The organism is Nonomuraea sp. NPDC049269, assembly GCF_043197155.1.
Lineage (GTDB): Bacteria > Actinomycetota > Actinomycetes > Streptosporangiales > Streptosporangiaceae > Nonomuraea.
In genome coordinates, this window is the sequence record NZ_JBICSO010000004.1 from 776,446 (window position 1) to 791,561 (window position 15,116).

General features: G+C 70.9%; 10 protein-coding genes. 5 read left to right on the plus strand and 5 right to left on the minus strand.

Annotated elements, in window-relative coordinates; genetic code table 11:
- Nucleotides 1–14: 14 nt before the first annotated feature.
- On the minus strand, nt 15–3,185 hold the full coding sequence (locus ACGFNP_RS26450; protein WP_358330878.1) for a PDZ domain-containing protein: 3,171 nt from the start codon (nt 3,183–3,185) through the stop codon (nt 15–17).
- Nucleotides 3,186–3,313: 128 nt separating this feature from the next.
- On the opposite strand from ACGFNP_RS26450, the gene ACGFNP_RS26455 reads away from it, so the two are divergent.
- Together ACGFNP_RS26455 and ACGFNP_RS26460 are read left to right on the plus strand one after the other, a co-directional pair.
- The gene (locus ACGFNP_RS26455) at nt 3,314–3,733 is read left to right on the plus strand and encodes a hypothetical protein (RefSeq protein ID WP_358330881.1); all 420 of its coding nucleotides are present in this window, start codon (nt 3,314–3,316) and stop codon (nt 3,731–3,733) included.
- Nucleotides 3,734–3,762: 29 nt separating this feature from the next.
- The gene (locus tag ACGFNP_RS26460; RefSeq protein ID WP_393323226.1) at nt 3,763–4,728 is read left to right on the plus strand and encodes a TIGR03557 family F420-dependent LLM class oxidoreductase; all 966 of its coding nucleotides are present in this window, start codon (nt 3,763–3,765) and stop codon (nt 4,726–4,728) included.
- A 10-nt stretch (nt 4,729–4,738) separates the two neighbouring features.
- Here ACGFNP_RS26460 and leuS read toward each other — a convergent pair whose 3' ends face one another.
- Nucleotides 4,739–7,192, minus strand: coding sequence for a leucine--tRNA ligase (gene leuS / locus ACGFNP_RS26465; RefSeq protein ID WP_393323229.1), 2,454 nt, complete (start codon nt 7,190–7,192; stop codon nt 4,739–4,741).
- 437 nt (nt 7,193–7,629) lie between these two features.
- Between leuS and ACGFNP_RS26470 the strand changes: the two genes are divergently transcribed.
- Entirely contained in the window at nt 7,630–9,471 is a 1,842-nt protein-coding gene (locus tag ACGFNP_RS26470; RefSeq protein WP_393323232.1) for a hypothetical protein, read from the plus strand.
- Between the two features lie 28 nt (nt 9,472–9,499).
- On the opposite strand, the gene ACGFNP_RS26475 is transcribed toward ACGFNP_RS26470, so the two are convergent.
- Nucleotides 9,500–10,741, minus strand: coding sequence for a cytochrome P450 (locus ACGFNP_RS26475; protein WP_393323236.1), 1,242 nt, complete (start codon nt 10,739–10,741; stop codon nt 9,500–9,502).
- 242 nt (nt 10,742–10,983) lie between these two features.
- Here ACGFNP_RS26475 and ACGFNP_RS26480 point away from each other — a divergent pair, with 242 nt between their 5' ends.
- Nucleotides 10,984–12,270 carry an RNA methyltransferase gene (locus ACGFNP_RS26480; protein ID WP_358330896.1) on the plus strand — a complete coding sequence of 429 codons (1,287 nt, stop codon included), beginning with the start codon at nt 10,984–10,986 and terminating at the stop codon, nt 12,268–12,270.
- Here ACGFNP_RS26480 and ACGFNP_RS26485 read toward each other — a convergent pair.
- A complete protein-coding gene (locus ACGFNP_RS26485; protein ID WP_358330899.1) occupies nt 12,245–13,078 on the minus strand; it encodes an alpha/beta hydrolase in 834 nt (277 codons plus the stop codon). The two genes, ACGFNP_RS26480 and ACGFNP_RS26485, sit on opposite strands and share 26 nt — an antisense overlap.
- 63 nt (nt 13,079–13,141) lie before the next feature.
- On the opposite strand from ACGFNP_RS26485, the gene ACGFNP_RS26490 reads away from it, so the two are divergent.
- Complete coding sequence (locus ACGFNP_RS26490; protein ID WP_393323240.1) at nt 13,142–14,467, plus strand: MFS transporter; 1,326 nt, start codon at nt 13,142–13,144, stop codon at nt 14,465–14,467.
- Here ACGFNP_RS26490 and ACGFNP_RS26495 read toward each other — a convergent pair.
- Nucleotides 14,406–15,089 carry a TetR/AcrR family transcriptional regulator C-terminal domain-containing protein gene (locus ACGFNP_RS26495; protein WP_358330905.1) on the minus strand — a complete coding sequence of 228 codons (684 nt, stop codon included), beginning with the start codon at nt 15,087–15,089 and terminating at the stop codon, nt 14,406–14,408. The genes ACGFNP_RS26490 and ACGFNP_RS26495 overlap by 62 nt on opposite strands.
- Between the last annotated feature and the right edge of the window lie 27 nt (nt 15,090–15,116).

Here is a 15,116-nt window from a genome sequence, read left to right on the forward strand (position 1 = left end):
CCGTGATGAATCCGTTATGTCGTGAGAGGCGGCAGGTCTGGAGGTGTGGCCGCCGGATGCTCGGCCAAGGCGGCGAGTGCGAGTTCGACCGCCTTCTCCAGCTGCGGATCGCGACCGGCCACCCGGTCCTGCGGCGTGATGATCACCTCGATGTCGGGGTCGACGCCGTAGTTCTCCACGCCCCAGCCCTGGCCCGCCAGCCAGAACGAGTAGCGAGGCTGGGTCACCACGGTGCCGTCCACCAGCGAATACCGCGAGTCGATGCCGATCACCCCGCCCCACGTCCGGGTGCCCACCAGCGGACCGAGCCCCCGGTTCTTGATGCCCGCGCTGACGATGTCGCCGTCCGAGCCCGCGAACTCGTCGGTGACGGCCACGATCGGGCCACGCGGCGAGTCCTCGGGGTAGCGCATCGGCTCGTAGCCGCGCGCGTGCGCCCAGCCGGAGACCCGGCGGGACAGCTTCTCCAGGACGAGCTCGGAGGTGTGCCCGCCGCCGTTCTCGCGTACGTCCACGACCAGCCCCTCGCGGGCCATCTCCGTACGCAGGTCCCGGTGGAACTGCGCCCACCCGGAGGCCACCATGTCGGGTACGTGCAGGTAGCCGAGCCGCCCGTCCGACGCCTCCCTGACGTAGGCCCGGCGGCCCTCCACCCAGTCGTGGTAGCGCAGCTGCGTCTCGTCCGAGATCGGGGTGACCACCACCCGGCGCGTCTCGCCGCCCGACGCCGGTCGTACGGTCAGCTCGATGGGCTGGCCGGCCGTGCCGGACAGGGCGGCCAGCGGGCCGCGTACGGGATCGACGGGCCGGCCGCCCACCGCCACGATCGCGTCGCCCGCGCGCACGGCGACGCCCGGCGCGAGCAGCGGTGAGCGCGCGTCATGGTCGGACGACTCGCCGGGCAGGATCCGCTCGACGCGCCAGACGCCTTCCGGGTCGCGGGTGAGGTCGGCGCCGAGAAGGCCCTGGCGGCGGCGCGGGTCGTAGGATCCGCCGCTGGCGCGGGCGTAGGCGTGCGAGGTGCCCAGTTCGCCCTGTACCTCCCAGAGCAGGTCGATGAGCTCCGAGTAGGCGCCGATCCGTTCGACCAGCGGCGCGTAGCGGTCGAGCGCGCCCTGCCAGTCGACGCCGTTCATGTCCGCGCGCCAGAAGTGGTCGCGCATCAGCCGCCCGGCTTCGGCGTAGCCCTGCCGCCACTCGGCGATCGGGTCGATCTGGACCGTGATCCGGTCGAGATCGATGGTGACGACCTCGTCGCCCTCGCCGCTGGCGCGGGTCTGCAGGCCGTTCTTGCCATTGAGTACGAGTCTGGTGCCGTCGCCGCTCACCTCGAAGGCGCGCATTTCCCTGCCGAGCTCGGACTTGGCGCGCTTCTTGAGGTCGTAGCGTTCGAGGACGGTCTCGGCCGCCGAGTCGGTGCCGTCGCCGAGCTGCCCGGCGACGGGGTGGCGCAGCCAGAGCAGGGCGTCCTTGGCGGTGCGCAGGTTGCGGTAGTTCGCGGCGGGGACGGGCACGGGCACCACCCGCGAGGCCAGCCCCTCGGCGTCCACCTCGGTGCGCGGCGGCTCGGCGTCCTTCTTGTCCGAACCCTTCTTCTCCTCCGAGGCCGAGGCGGGCTTGTCGTCCTCGCCGTTGAACCCGCGCCCCTGCAGGCTCGGGTCGAACGGTGAGGGCGTCGTCGCCTGCAAGGGCACGATGTACGGCCGGCAGCCGGCCGGGAACGACAGGTCGAACACATGCGCGTCGTAAATCGGATCGAACGTCCGCACCGACAGGAACGCCAGATGCTTCCCGTCCCTGGTGAACACCGGGTCATAGTCGGCGAACCGCAGCGGCGTCACGTCGATGACGGAGGTCCCGTCGAGGCGGCCCATCCTGATCTGCGACAGCCGCTCGTCGTGCGGATGCACCCAGGCCAGCCAGGACGAGTCCGGCGAGAACGTCAGCCCACTGACGTCGCCCTGCGTGGTGCGATCCAATTCACGGACATTTCCGGATTCGAGGTCGACGACCAGCAGCCGCCCGTCGTGCGTGGCCGCGGCCGCGTGCTTGCCGTCGGGCGAGGCGGCCAACTGGAGCACCCGGCCCAGCTCTCCCGCCGCCAGCGTACGGATCTCACCGCCGGGCGTGCCGATCTCCAGGCCGTCCTCGCCGGTGGCGTCCGACACCCAGACCGCCCGGCCGTCGGCGTCGAGCACGCGCGGCAGCCGTACCCGGACCCCGGGCTCCACCCGCAACGCGCCCGCGGGCCCGTCGCGGTGGGTCACCCAGTGGGCGGTGCCGCGGATCTCGACCGCGCTCGCCCGGCCGGTTTCGTCCGGCGAGAACCCGCCGACGCGGGCCGGCGCCGGTCGCCGCGCGCGAGCCGGGCGCGGCCCGCCGAGCTTGACCTCCAGCTTGTACGGCTCGGCGTCGAGGCTGTCCAGCACCCACAGGTCACCGGCATGGCTGTAGACCACCCGCTCCCCGTCGGTCGAGGCGTGGCGGGCGTAGAACTCGTCGTGCCCGGTGTGCTTGCGCAGGCCGGAGCCGTCGGGCAGGGCCGAGTACACGTTGCCGGTGCCCTCGATGTCGGCCAGGAAGGCGACGCGGTCCCCCACCCACATGGCCGACCAGTACTGCGCGCCGCTGTCGGCGAACAGCCGGGCGAACTCACCGCTCCCGTCGGCGTCGACCCAGAGCTTGCCCGCCGTACCACCCCGGTAGCGCTTCCACTGTGACGGCTCGCGCCAGATCGAGGACACGGTCGCGACCCGGTCGCCACTGACGGCGGCCTCGCTCACCCACCCGTACGGCAGGCGCACCGCCTGGCCCCCGTCGAGCGGCACCGCGTACGCCCAGGTCCTGGTGCGCCCGCCCTCGCCCGCCGCGCTGACCGCGAGCACATCCCCGCCGGCGGTCCAGCCGCGCGCGCCGGTCGTCGAGCTGCCCCAGTGGGTCAGCCGCTCGCCCTCGGCCCCGTCGAGCTCGGCGGCGAACACTTCGGGCTGTCCCTCACGATGGCTGGTCCACGCGATGCGGGCGCCGTCGGGCGAGAACCTGGGGAACGACACGGGCGTGCGGTCGGCGGTGAACCGCCATGCCCGTCCGCCCGTGACGGGTGCCAGCCAGACATCGTCGTCGGCGACGAAGGTGACCAGGTCACCGTGCAGATGTGGATATCTCAGGTATGCGCCAGTTGTCACAGCAGCACACTAGTGCGCGTCCGGCCGTGGAGGCTGCCCTTGAAGTCTTGGTCAAGGCCGGTCGCCGGGCGCGTGTGTTGGATGCTAGGGGGCACGACCCGAACGCGACGTCGGTTTCGGGAGGAATCATGAAGATCTTCGCCCGCGCCTACCAGTGGCCGCCTCGTGTGGCCGCAGGGGCGTACATCCTGAACTCCGGGCTGTCCAAGGCCCAAGCCGATCGGGACACCGCGACCGGCGTGCACGGCATGGCGGCCACGGCCTTCCCGTTCCTGGGCGAGCAGGACCCCGAGACGTTCGTGGGGCTGTTCTCGAAGGCGGAGATCGCCGTGGGGGCGGCGCTGCTGCTCCCGACAGTGCCGTCGCTGGTCGCGGGGGCGGCGCTGACCGCGTTCGCCGGCGGCCTGCTCGGCTTCTACCTCAAGATGCCGGGACTGCGCGAAGAGGGCAGTCTGCGCCCGTCGCAGCAGGGGATCGGCATCGCCAAGGACATCTGGCTGCTGGGCATCGGGCTGGGCCTGGTGCTGGACGAGCTGACCCGACGTTAACGTCCGCAAGCCCGGGTAGGCGGCACACCATGGCAGAAATCGGATACACCCTGATGTGCGAGCAGACTCCGGCCCGCCAACTCGTGGACGACGCTGCCGCGGCCGAGCGAACCGGATTCGACTACGCGGTCATCTCCGACCACTATTTCCCCTGGCTCGAGGAGCAGGGTCACGCGGCCTACGCCTGGTCGGTGCTGGGCGCCGTGGCGAACGCCACCGAGCGGCTGCCCCTCATGACCTATGTGACGTGCCCGATCATGCGTTACCACCCGGCTGTGGTCGCCCAGCAGGCCGCCACGATGGGCGTGCTCAGCCAGGGCCGGTTCACACTGGGGCTGGGCTCCGGCGAGAACCTGAACGAGCACGTGATCGGCGAGGGCTGGCCACCGGTCAACACCCGGCACCGGATGTTCCGCGAGGCCGTCCAGATCATCAAGGAGCTGTTCTCCGGCGACTACGTCACCTACCAGGGCGAGTTCTTCGACGTGGACTCGGCCAAGCTCTACGACCTGCCCGAGCGCCCGGTACCGATCGGCATCGCGGCCTCCGGCGGACAGTCGGCGGACCTCGCCGCCGAGCTCGGCGACCTGTTGATCATCAATGAGCCGATGCCGGGGGCGGTGGATCAGTTCAACGCGCTCGGCGGATCGGGCAAGCCGGTGTACGGGCAGCTCGCCATCGCCTACGACACCGACGCGGAGGCGGCCAAGGAGCGGGCCCACCGGCTGTGGCGCTGGTCGGCGGCCGGGTGGAAGGTCATGGCCGAACTGCCGGGGCCGGTCAACTTCGCCGCCTACGCCGACTATGTACGGCCCGAGGACGTCGCCGCCAGTGTGCCGTGCGGCGACGACGTGGACGCGGTGGTCGAGGCGGTCAAGAAGTACACCGACGCCGGCTACACGCACGTCGCGCTCGTACAGATCGGCCACGACCAGCAGCAGCCCTTCTTCGACTGGGCCGAGAAGGAACTGCTGCCGGCGCTACGCCGCCTCTGAGCGGAGCTCGTCAGGGGACGATGTTGACCAGCTTCGGCGCCCGTACGATCACCTTGCGCGGCTCGCCCGTCAGGTGGGAGCGGACCTTCTCCGACCCCAGAGCCAGCGCCCTCAGGTCGGCCTCCGAGATGCCGGGCGACACCTCCAGGCGGTCACGCACCTTGCCGGCCACCTGGACGACGGCGGTCACCGACTCCTGCACCAGCAGCGCGGGATCGGCGGTGGGCCAGCCGGCCCGGCCGACGCCGGTGCCGCCCACGTGGCCCAGGCGCTCCCAGCCCTCCTCGGCGGTGTAGGGGGCCACCAGCGACAGCATGACGGCCAGCGTCTCGGCCGCCTCGCGGACCGCGGGGTCGGCGGCACCGGGACCCGAGTCGATGGCCTTGCGGGCCGCCGACGTCAGCTCCATCATGCGCGCGATCGCCACGTTGAAACGCTGGGACTCGACCAGCCTGGTGACCTCGTCGATCGTGTGGTGGGTGACCTTGCGCAGCTCGACGTCGCCGCCCTCGAACGGCACCCCGGGCTCGCTGGCCACCTCGGTCATCACGCGGAAGGCGCGGGCCAGGAACTTCTGCGACGCGGCCGGCGACATGTCGGCCCAGTCGATGTCCTCCTCGGGCGGCCCGGCGAACAGCATGGTCAGGCGGACCGCGTCGACGCCGAAGTCGTCGATCTGCTTGCCCAGGTCCACGCCGTTGCCCAGGGTCTTCGACATGGCCTTGCCGCCGTTGATCACCTGGCCCTGGTTCAGCATGCGCAGGAACGGCTCGGTGAAGTCGAGCATGCCCATGTCGTGCAGCACCTTGGTGAAGAACCGCGAGTAGAGCAGGTGCAGCACCGCGTGCTCGATGCCGCCGACGTACTGGTCGATCGGGCCCCACTTGCGGACCTGCTCGACGTCGAACGGGCCCTCGGCGTAGCCGGGCGAGGTGTAGCGCAGGTAGTACCAGGACGAGTCGACGAAGGTGTCCATCGTGTCGGTGTCACGCTGGGCGGGACCGCCGCACTTGGGGCACTCGACGTTGACCCAGTCGGTGGCGCTGGCCAGCGGGGACACACCCTTCGGTGCCAGGGCCTCGCCACGCAGGTCGGGCAGCGTGAGCGGCAGCTGATCGTCGGGGACGGGCACCTCACCGCAGTCGACGCAGTGGATGATCGGGATCGGCGTGCCCCAGTAGCGCTGCCGGGACAGCAGCCAGTCGCGCAGCCGGAAGTTGATCGCGCCCGTGCCCCTGCCGTCGGTCTCCAGCACTTCGATGATCTTGGAGATGGCTTCGGTCTTGGTCAGCCCGTCCAGCGGGCCGGAGTTGACCAGCTTGCCCTCGCCCGGCGTGGCCTCGCCGGTCTCGCCCGGGTCGGCCAGGCCGGTGTGCACGACGACCTTCACCGGCAGCCCGAACTTCAGCGCGAAGTCCAGGTCGCGCTGGTCGTGGGCGGGGACGGCCATGATGGCGCCGTGGCCGTAGTCGGACAGCACGTAGTCGGCCGCCCAGACCTGGATGCGCTCGCCGTTGACCGGGTTGATCGCGTAGCGGCCCAGGAAGACGCCGCTCTTGTCCTTGTCGGTGGACAGCCGCTCGATGTCGCTCAGCTTGGCCGACTCGGCCCGGTAGGCCTCGAACGCCGCGCGCTGCTCGTCCGTGACGATCTCGTCGGCCAGCGGCGCGTCGACGGCCACCACGAAGAACGTCGCGCCGAACAGCGTGTCGGGCCGCGTGGTGTAGACGTGGACCGGCTCCTCGCGGCCCTCGATCTCGAACAGCACGTCGGCGCCCTCGGAGCGGCCGATCCAGTTGCGCTGCATGGTCAGCAGGCGCTCCGGCCAGCCCTCCAGCTGCTCCATGTCGTCCAGCAGCCGCTGCGCGTAGTCAGTGATCTTGAAGTACCACTGGGTCAGCTCGCGGCGGATCACGTCGGCGCCGCAGCGCTCGCACTTGCCCGCCACGACCTGCTCGTTGGCCAGCACGGTCTGGTCGTTGGGGCACCAGTTGACCAGGCCGCCCTTGCGGTAGGCCAGGCCGCGCTCGAAGAAGCGGATGAACAGCCACTGGTTCCAGCGGTAGTAGTCGGGGTCGCTGGTGTGCAGGCGGCGCGACCAGTCGAAGGAGATGCCGTAGCGCTTGAACGAGCCGGCCTGCGTCTCGATGTTGGCGTAAGTCCATTCGGCGGGGTGCGCGTTCCGCTTGATGGCGGCGTTCTCGGCCGGCAGGCCGAAGGAGTCCCAGCCGATCGGGTGCAGGACGTTGTAGCCCTGCTGGAACCAGAAGCGCGCGACCACGTCGCCGATCGCGAACACCTCGGCGTGGCCCATGTGGAGGTCACCGGAAGGGTAGGGGAACATGTCCAGCATGTAGCGCCGCTCACGCGTGTCGGCGGCGTCCTCGCTGGCCCGGAACGGGTCCTGCTCCTCCCATCGCTGCTGCCACTTGGCCTGCAGCGCCTGCGGGTTGTACTCACTCACGGCGGTTGTCCTTTTGGATTGTGTCGGACCCATAAGAAAACCCCTCGTGCGCACAACGAGGGGCCAGCCGCGACGGCGAGATGTCAGAGCCGTCGCGGCCCGCTAAGAAGCAGGGTCGCGGAACGCATAGGTCAAGCCTAGCGCACCTCTTCGGCTGAATGCGGGCCATCGATCCGGCCTAGTGGGCACAATGGAACCTTCTGGTCTGGTGAGACCCGATGGTGATCTATCCGTTGTGACCTCTAATGTCCCATTAGAATACTGTCGTCGCCGTGGTGTACCTAGTTGAGCCAGAACATCCAGAAGGTGGCCTGCCCATGCAGGACCCACCGACGGATCCGCACGGCTTCGCGCGTTTTACTGCGAAACCCCTGGTCTCGCGTGAGATCATGCCGGATGCGTCAAATCCGGACATAACCTCGGGAGGTACGGCAGCAATGGCAACGGAGAATTCCGGAGCACCCCATCTGCCACCGTCCTGGCCCGAGGCGCCACAGCCGGAGGTGCCGACATCCTGGCCCGAGGCGCCTCGGCAGGACTCGTCATGGCCCGACTCCTCACGGAGCGGCGCCGGTCAGTCACCATGGCCGGACCCGGCACAGTCACAGCCTTCGTGGCCCGACCCCGCGCAATCCGCACCGTCGTGGCCGGACCCCGCGCAGTCGGCGCCGAACTGGCCCGACCCATCGCAGTCGGCGCCTTCTTGGCCTGACCCGTCGCAGTCGGCACCGAACTGGCCCGACCCATCGCAATCCGGGTCCTCCTGGCCCGACCCCTCGCGGCACGGCGCCCCGCCGCCGCAGGGGGCGCAGCAGTCCCGCCCGGATGCCGCCTGGTCCGAGGCTCCGCCCGCGTCGAACGCCTGGTCGAACCTCGGCCATCCCGACTCCCGGCCCCAGCCGCGTCCCGGCGACCCGCTGGGGCACCCGGCATCCCCGGACAACCAGCCCACGGCGTACCACCAGTTCCCGAATCCTCTCGGTGAGCGCGCGTACCCGCCCCAGGACGACCGGGGGGCGCCACGCGGCGACTTCGACCAGCGCGGCGGGCCGCGCCCCGGCTTCGACGACCCGGGGGCACCCCGGTCCGACTTCGACCACCGCGGCGGGCCACAACCCGGCTTCGACCAGCGCGGCGCGCCCCGCTCCGGCTCCCCGCTGGACGGCCCACGGGGTAACGTCACTCCGCTGGACGGCCCGCGCGGCAACGTCACTCCGCTGGACAGCCGGCGTGGTGGCACTCCCCTGGACGAGCGTGCGGTGCCGCGTTCCGCGCCCTCTCCGGACGACCGCCTGGTCGCGTACGGTCAGGCGCCGGGCCAGGCCCCGCCCCAGGCGCCGGGCGCCGAGCACCACCAGGGCGAGCACCACCAAGCCGAGCACGGCAGGCCGGGCGGCAACCTGAGCCGCGACCCGTCCGACCCGGAGAACAGGTTCGTGACGGCCGGCCAGATCAGCGGCTCCCGCACCCCGCCGCCCGAGCGCCAGCAGGAGCTCTGGGACAACGTCTTCGGCGACGACTACCAGGCGATGGGCGAACCGGATTCGCTGGACAACCCCGGCAAGCCCATCTGGATCTACGCCCTGGCGGGCTCGGTGGCCCTCGCCTTGGTCGGCGCCGTCCTCTGGGCGTTCCTCGCCGGCCCTCTGGCGGCCGACAAGCCGACCGCCAGCAGCAGCGCGGCCGCCAACGCCAAGTCCAGCGCGTCGCCCAGCTCCACCCCCGCCAAGACGACCAACTCGATCCCCCGCCTGCCGCGGTGGTCCGGCAAGGCCGCCCCCGTGCTGGGCACCGTCGCCAACCCCACGGCCGGCATCACGATCCCGCGCCTCGGCGGCACCTGGCAGCAGGACCAGCGCACCACCGTCAAGACCACGTACGGCTTCGACACCCGCCAGTACGTCGTGACGGGCAACAACACCTCCGCCCAGATCCTCACGGGCCCGCTTCCGGTCAAGCTGGCGTCCTCGTTCACCAGTGAGGACGACCTGGAGCCGGTGATCAAGCAGGTGGTGCTGAACGCCCGCAAGCGCTTCTTCCCCACGGGCAACACGGTCCGCAAGATCGCCCAGCAGCCGATCAAGGTCGGCCAGTCCTCGGGCCGTGTCATCGCCTACGCCCTCACCTCGGGCACCGAGAAAGCCACCATCGTCACGGCCGCGATCAACACGGGCAAGGACGTACCGGCGATCGTCTACATGTCGATCCCGTCGACCAGCAAGCAGCTCCTGCCCGACGTCAACACGATCATCAAGCAGATGAAGGTCACCACGTCCTGACCCCCGGGTCCCGGGGGCCAGAACGTTCCTAGAAGGTGCACTCCAGGCGCTTGATGCCGTTGATGAAGCTGGAGTGCAGGCGGTCCGGCTTGCCCGCCTCGATGCCCGGCACCCGGCGGAGCAGCTCGCGGTACATCACCGTGATCTCCCGCCGGGCCAGGTGCGCCCCCAGGCAGAAGTGCGGCCCCGGCCCGCCGAATCCCACGTGCGGGTTGGGCGAGCGGGTGATGTCGAACCGCTCGGGGTCCTCGAAGACGGCCTCGTCGCGGTTGGCCGCCCAGTAGAACAGCACCGCCTTCTCCCCCTCCCGGTACAGCTGCCCGTTCATCTCGAAGTCCCTGGTCACCTTGCGGCGCATGAAGTTCACCGGCGACCCGAGCCGGACGATCTCCTCCACGGCCCCCGCCGCCCGGCCCTCGACGTCCTCCAGCCAGAGCGCCCGCTGGTCGGGGTTGTTGGTGAGCAGGCGCAGGCCGTACGAGATGGCGTTGCGGGTGGTCTCGTTGCCCGCCACCACCAGCAGGATGAAGAACGACCCGAGCTCCTGCAACGTCAGCCGCTCACCGTCGATGTTGGCGTTGACCAGGGAGGACGTCAGGTCGTTCGTGGGGTGGTCGGCGCGGTAGGAGGCCAGGTCCTGGACGAGTTGCTGGAGCTCCGCGCCGGCGTTGAGCAGGAGCGGGACCACCTGGCTGACGTCGCCGCCGGTGTATTCGGGGTCGAAGCCGCCCAGGATGAGGTTCGAGCGGTCGTAGACGAACTGGTAGTCACGCTCGGCGATACCCATCATGTCGCAGATGATCTTCAGGGGCAGGCGGGCGGCGACCTGGGTGACGAAGTCGCAGCCGGGACCCGTGTCCAGCAGGTCGTCCACGATCTTGGTGGCCGCGGTGTTCACGTCCGCCTCGAACTGCTTGATCATCTTGGGGGTGAAGGCCCGGGAGACGATCCGGCGGAGGCGGGCGTGCCGGGGGTCGTCCATGTTGATCATCGAGCCGAAGTACTCGGCGAACTCGGCGGGCATGTCGGGGATGTTCGTGGCGCCGCCGCTGCCCGAGGAGAAGATCTCCGGATTGCGGCTGGCCTCCAGGATGTCGGCATGCTTGACCAGCGCGTAGTAGCCGGGGCCCGGCTGTGCGAAGTCGACCACGGGCTCGGCGAAGAAGGCCGGTGTATCTCGCGCCCGCAGCCGGTCGAAGGCCTCCCTCCGCTCCGCCATCGGCTTGGCCCAGAACTCACGATCCGACAGGTCGAAGTCAAGCACGTCCATGAAACACCATCATTCGATTAGCGGCCTATGCACGTCAACGTGATCGAAGTACACCGTACGTCCGCGTGGGCGGGCGCGCGCGGAAAATCGGTGGCCTCGGCAGGCGGTTGATCTATAGCGTGGGCCCATGACGTTCTTCTTCTTCCTGCGTTAGCGACCCGCCGGCGGGGCGTGGATGACCCACCGCCGGTGATGCGGGACGGTCTGCCGCCGTCCCGGGTCGCGACGTGGGAGAAGGACACGTGCATACGCTTGCCGTGGCCAGGGCGGTGCGTGGCATCGAGCCCCTGGTGGCCGCGGAGATCCGACGTGCCGGGCTCGGGGTGGTGCGCGGGATGCGCCACCGTGAGGTGTGGTTCGAGCCGGCCGAGCCGGGGCCTGAGCTGCTGGGGCTGCGGATGGCCGACGACCTGCTGCTGGTGGCGGCCGTCGTGGAGGGGATCGGGCCCGACAGGGAGTCCCTTGCGCGCCTGACGCGGGCCGCTCGCGAGATCGACACCGAGAGCCTGACGAAACGCGCCGAGCAGATCACCGGCCGAGCCGCCAGAAGCCCGTGCGGGGCACTGGACGGCAGGCTGTGGGATGGCGGGCTGTGGGATGGCGGGCTGTGGGATGGCGGGGCGCCGGACGGCGGGGTGGAGGTGTCGGCGTCGTTCGTCGGGCGGCGGAACTACAGCCGGTTCGACCTTGAGGACGCCGTCGGGGCCGAGCTCGCCCGGCCGCCGGGCCTGACGTACCACTCGCGCCGCGACGGCCGGGTACCGCCCGAGGGGTCGATGGCCTGGAGGGTCACGGTGGAGGGCGAGCAGGCGGTCATCGCGCTGCGGGTGCCCCCGAGGCCGCTGCACCGCAGGCCGTACAAGACGGAGTCGATCCCGGGGACGCTGCATCCACCGGTGGCCGCCGCCATGGCCGGGCTGGCGCGGCTCGACCGCGCCGCCACGGTGCTCGACCCCTGCTGCGGAGCCGGTACGACGCTCATCGAGGCCCGCGCGCTCGCCCCGCACACCCGCCTCCTCGGCCTCGACCACGACCCGCACGCCGTTCACGTCGCCGCCGCCAACGCCGCCCGCGACGCGACGGACGGGATGAACGTCCGAGACACGGCTCGCGGCTTGGCTACCCCGGACGCGACAGGCAGCGTCTGCAGCGCCCCAGGCGCGACAGGCGGCATTTGCGGCGTCCCGGACGCGGCGGGCGGCGTTTGCGGCGTCCCGGACGCGGCGGGCGGCATCGCCTGGGGGGTGGCCGACGCGGGGCGGATTCCCCTGCCGGGGGGCAGCGTGGACCGGGTTCTGGTGAACCCGCCCTGGGACCGTCAGGTGGCCCCGACCGGCCGCCTCCGCCGCGACCCCGCCCGACTGTGGCGCGAGATCCACCGTGTCCTGACCGTCGGCGGCATCGTCGTGGCGCTCCTTCCGAAGCCCTGGCAGCCGCCCGGATTCAAGGTGAACAGGATGGTTCACCTCACCCTTTCAGGGCGTCATCCAGTCATCGCGGTCCTCAGGAGGTCACCCAGTCGAGGATGAGCCGGTTGACCTCCGCCGGCTGTTCGAGGTGCAGGAAGTGACCCGCGCCGGCCACCAGCTCGGTCCGCGACCCCTCGGGCAGGTGGCTCTGCGCGTCCTTGACCAGGTCGGCCGCGAGGCAGCCGTCCCGCGACCCGTGCAGGTAGAGGATCGGCCCGGTGGTCGCGGGCTCCGGTGCCGGGTGGCGCCCGGTGGGCGGGGTGGTGCCGAGCATCGCCCGGTAGTAGCCGATGGCCGCCGCCAGGTTCGCCGGTGCGCCGATGCTCTGGCGGACGAACTCCAGGTCCTGCTGGGCGTCGTAGCCGGGAGACCAGTCGCGCCAGAGCCCTTCCAGGAAGCCGGGGGCGGCGGCGGCCGTCTCGGCCAGGCCGGTCTGGAAGAGGAAGACGTAGAACGAGCGCTTGAGCTGCTCGTACTCCAGGAACCCGGCCATCATCGCGGCCGTCGGCGGCACCGCCATGGCCACGGACCTGCGGAAGCGGTCGGCGGTCGCGTAGACGGGGAACGCGCCCCAGTCGTGGCCGACGAGCACCGCGGCGGAGTCGCCGCCGAGTTCCTCGTGCAGAGCCCGTACGTCGGCGACGAGCGCGCCGCCCTCGTAGGCGCCGTCGGCGGGGATCTCGGTCGGTGCGTAACCGCGCATGAACGGCGCGACCGCGCGGTAGCCACGCTCGGCCAGCGCCGGAAGGAGGTGGCGCCAGGTGTGGGCCGTGTCGGGGAAGCCGTGCAGGCAGAGGGCCAGTGGCCCTTCCCCTACGGTCAGATACGCGAACTCCACCCCATTGGCGTGGACAGTCCTGATCTCCATGACTGCGAAACCTAGCATTCGGCTCCCGGTTGGAGTACCACTTCGCTTATGCGACGAGGTTGGGTGTTAGCACTCGCTTCTCTCACGATCGTGCTCGTGGTCGTCGACCTGACGGCTGTGACGATCGCCCTGCCCGCCATCCGCTCCGATCTGGGGGCGAGCCTGCCCGAGGTGCAGTGGGTGGTCGACGCCTACGCGCTCACGCTGGCCGCCGTCCTGCTGCCGGCCGGAGTCCTGGCGGACCGGTACGGCCGACGCAGGCTGCTGGCGATCGGCGTGACCATCTTCACCCTGGCCTCCCTGGCGTGCGCCCTGGCCCCGAACGCGCCACTGCTCGACCTGGCCAGGGGCGTGCAGGGCCTGGGCGCTTCGGCCCTCTACGGCACGACGACGCCGCTGATCGCCTCCGTCTATCCGGAGGGCCCGGAACGCGGCAAGGCGCTCGGCATCTTCAGCGCGGTGTCGGGGCTGGCGATGACGCTGGGCCCGGTCGTGGGCGGCGCGCTGACGGCGGGGTTCGGCTGGCGGGCCATCTTCTTGATCAACCTGCCCATCGGCGTGTTCGTGCTGGTCGCGTTACGGCAGCGGGTGGAGGAGTCGCGGGGCGCGGGGCATCTCGATCCGCTGGGCATCGTGCTGATCAGCGCGGCGCTGTTCGCGATCATCCCGGCGCTCATCCACGACCTGCCGTGGCTGCTGGTGGCGGGGCTGGTGCTGCTGGCCGCGTTCGTGCTCGTGGAGTTGCGGCGGCGCAATCCGATGGTCGACTTCGGGCTCTTCAGGGACCGGGTGTTCGCGGTCGGGTCGGGCACGACACTGCTCATGCTGGCCGCGCTGCTCGGCGCGTTCACCTATCTCACGCTGTACGTCCAGGGGCCGCTCGAGGCGACGCCCGTCGAGGCGGGGGTGCGGTTCCTGGCCTTCAGCGCGGCGGCCGTCATCGGGCCGGTGGCGATCGGCCGGGTGCTGCACCGCTGGCCGATGGGCGTGCTCATCGCGGTCGGCCCGGCGCTGATCGCGGGCGCGCTGCTCGTGATGGCGATACCGGCCGCGAACCGGTGGACGCCGATCATGTTCGGGCTGTTCCTCGGCGGTCTCGGCCTGGGCGCCGGGAACGTGGTGGCCAACCAGGTCGGCCTCACCGCGCCCATGGACCGGGTCGGCATGGCCACGGGCATCGTCAACACGCTCAAGCAGGTCGGCACCGCCGTCGGCGTGGCCGTGCTGGCGGCGCCGTACAGCTCGGGAATCGGCACGATGCTGCTCGTGGCGGCCGGGCTGGCCCTGGCCGGCGCGCTGCTGCCGGTGGCTCTGGCCGGCCCGCTGATCAGCCGGTCTCCTCGACCCCCCGCAGCAGACAGCGCAGCCCGAACTCGAACTGATCAGTGAAGTCCAGGTCGTCGGCCTCCACCACACTCCTCGCGAACTCCGGATAGTCACCGCTCGCGACGACCTCCCGGATGTACGGGGCGACGCTCGCCCGCCACTCCTGCTCGGTCATCCCCGTACGGCGGCTCGCCTCCTGCTCGGCGAGCTCCCTGGCCACGGCCCCCAGCACATAGTCGCCGATCAGCGCCATGACCGCGGAGGCCCGCGTGATGTCGGGGGTCAGGGCGACGGCGGCCTTCAGCGCCGCATCGAAGCGGCGTAGCGAGTTGGGGCCGAGCGAGGGCCTGCTCGCCAGCAGCGCGCCGAGCCAGCCGTGGCGCAGCAGCGTCGACCGCTGCCGGCGCGCCACCTCGGCCAGATCGGCCCGCCAGTCACCGCTGACCTCCTGAGGCGGGTCCTCGCCCCAGACCGCGTCGGCCATCAGGTCGAGCAGCTCGTCGCGGTTCGCCACGTAGCGGTAGAGGGAGGTGGTGCCCGACTTCAGCTCGGCCGCCACCCTGCGCATCGACAGGGCGTCGAGGCCCTCCGCGTCGGCGATCCCGATCGCGGCGCGCACGACGCGCTCGACGCTCATCGCCTGCCGCTTGGGCGAGTACGGCTCGCGATTCCACACCAGAGACATCCGGCCACCCCCTCTGGACGCCATCGT

What these genes read in the sequence shown, in the direction of transcription:
- ACGFNP_RS26485 (WP_358330899.1), bottom strand. Translation starts at nt 13,078, where the DNA reads ATGGAGATCAGGACTGTCCACGCCAATGGGGTGGAGTTCGCGTATCTG.
- ACGFNP_RS26455 (WP_358330881.1), top strand. Translation starts at nt 3,314, where the DNA reads ATGAAGATCTTCGCCCGCGCCTACCAGTGGCCGCCTCGTGTGGCCGCA.
- ACGFNP_RS26475 (WP_393323236.1), bottom strand. Translation starts at nt 10,741, where the DNA reads ATGGACGTGCTTGACTTCGACCTGTCGGATCGTGAGTTCTGGGCCAAG.
- ACGFNP_RS26460 (WP_393323226.1), top strand. Translation starts at nt 3,763, where the DNA reads ATGGCAGAAATCGGATACACCCTGATGTGCGAGCAGACTCCGGCCCGC.
- ACGFNP_RS26495 (WP_358330905.1), bottom strand. Translation starts at nt 15,089, where the DNA reads ATGTCTCTGGTGTGGAATCGCGAGCCGTACTCGCCCAAGCGGCAGGCG.
- ACGFNP_RS26470 (WP_393323232.1), top strand. Translation starts at nt 7,630, where the DNA reads ATGGCAACGGAGAATTCCGGAGCACCCCATCTGCCACCGTCCTGGCCC.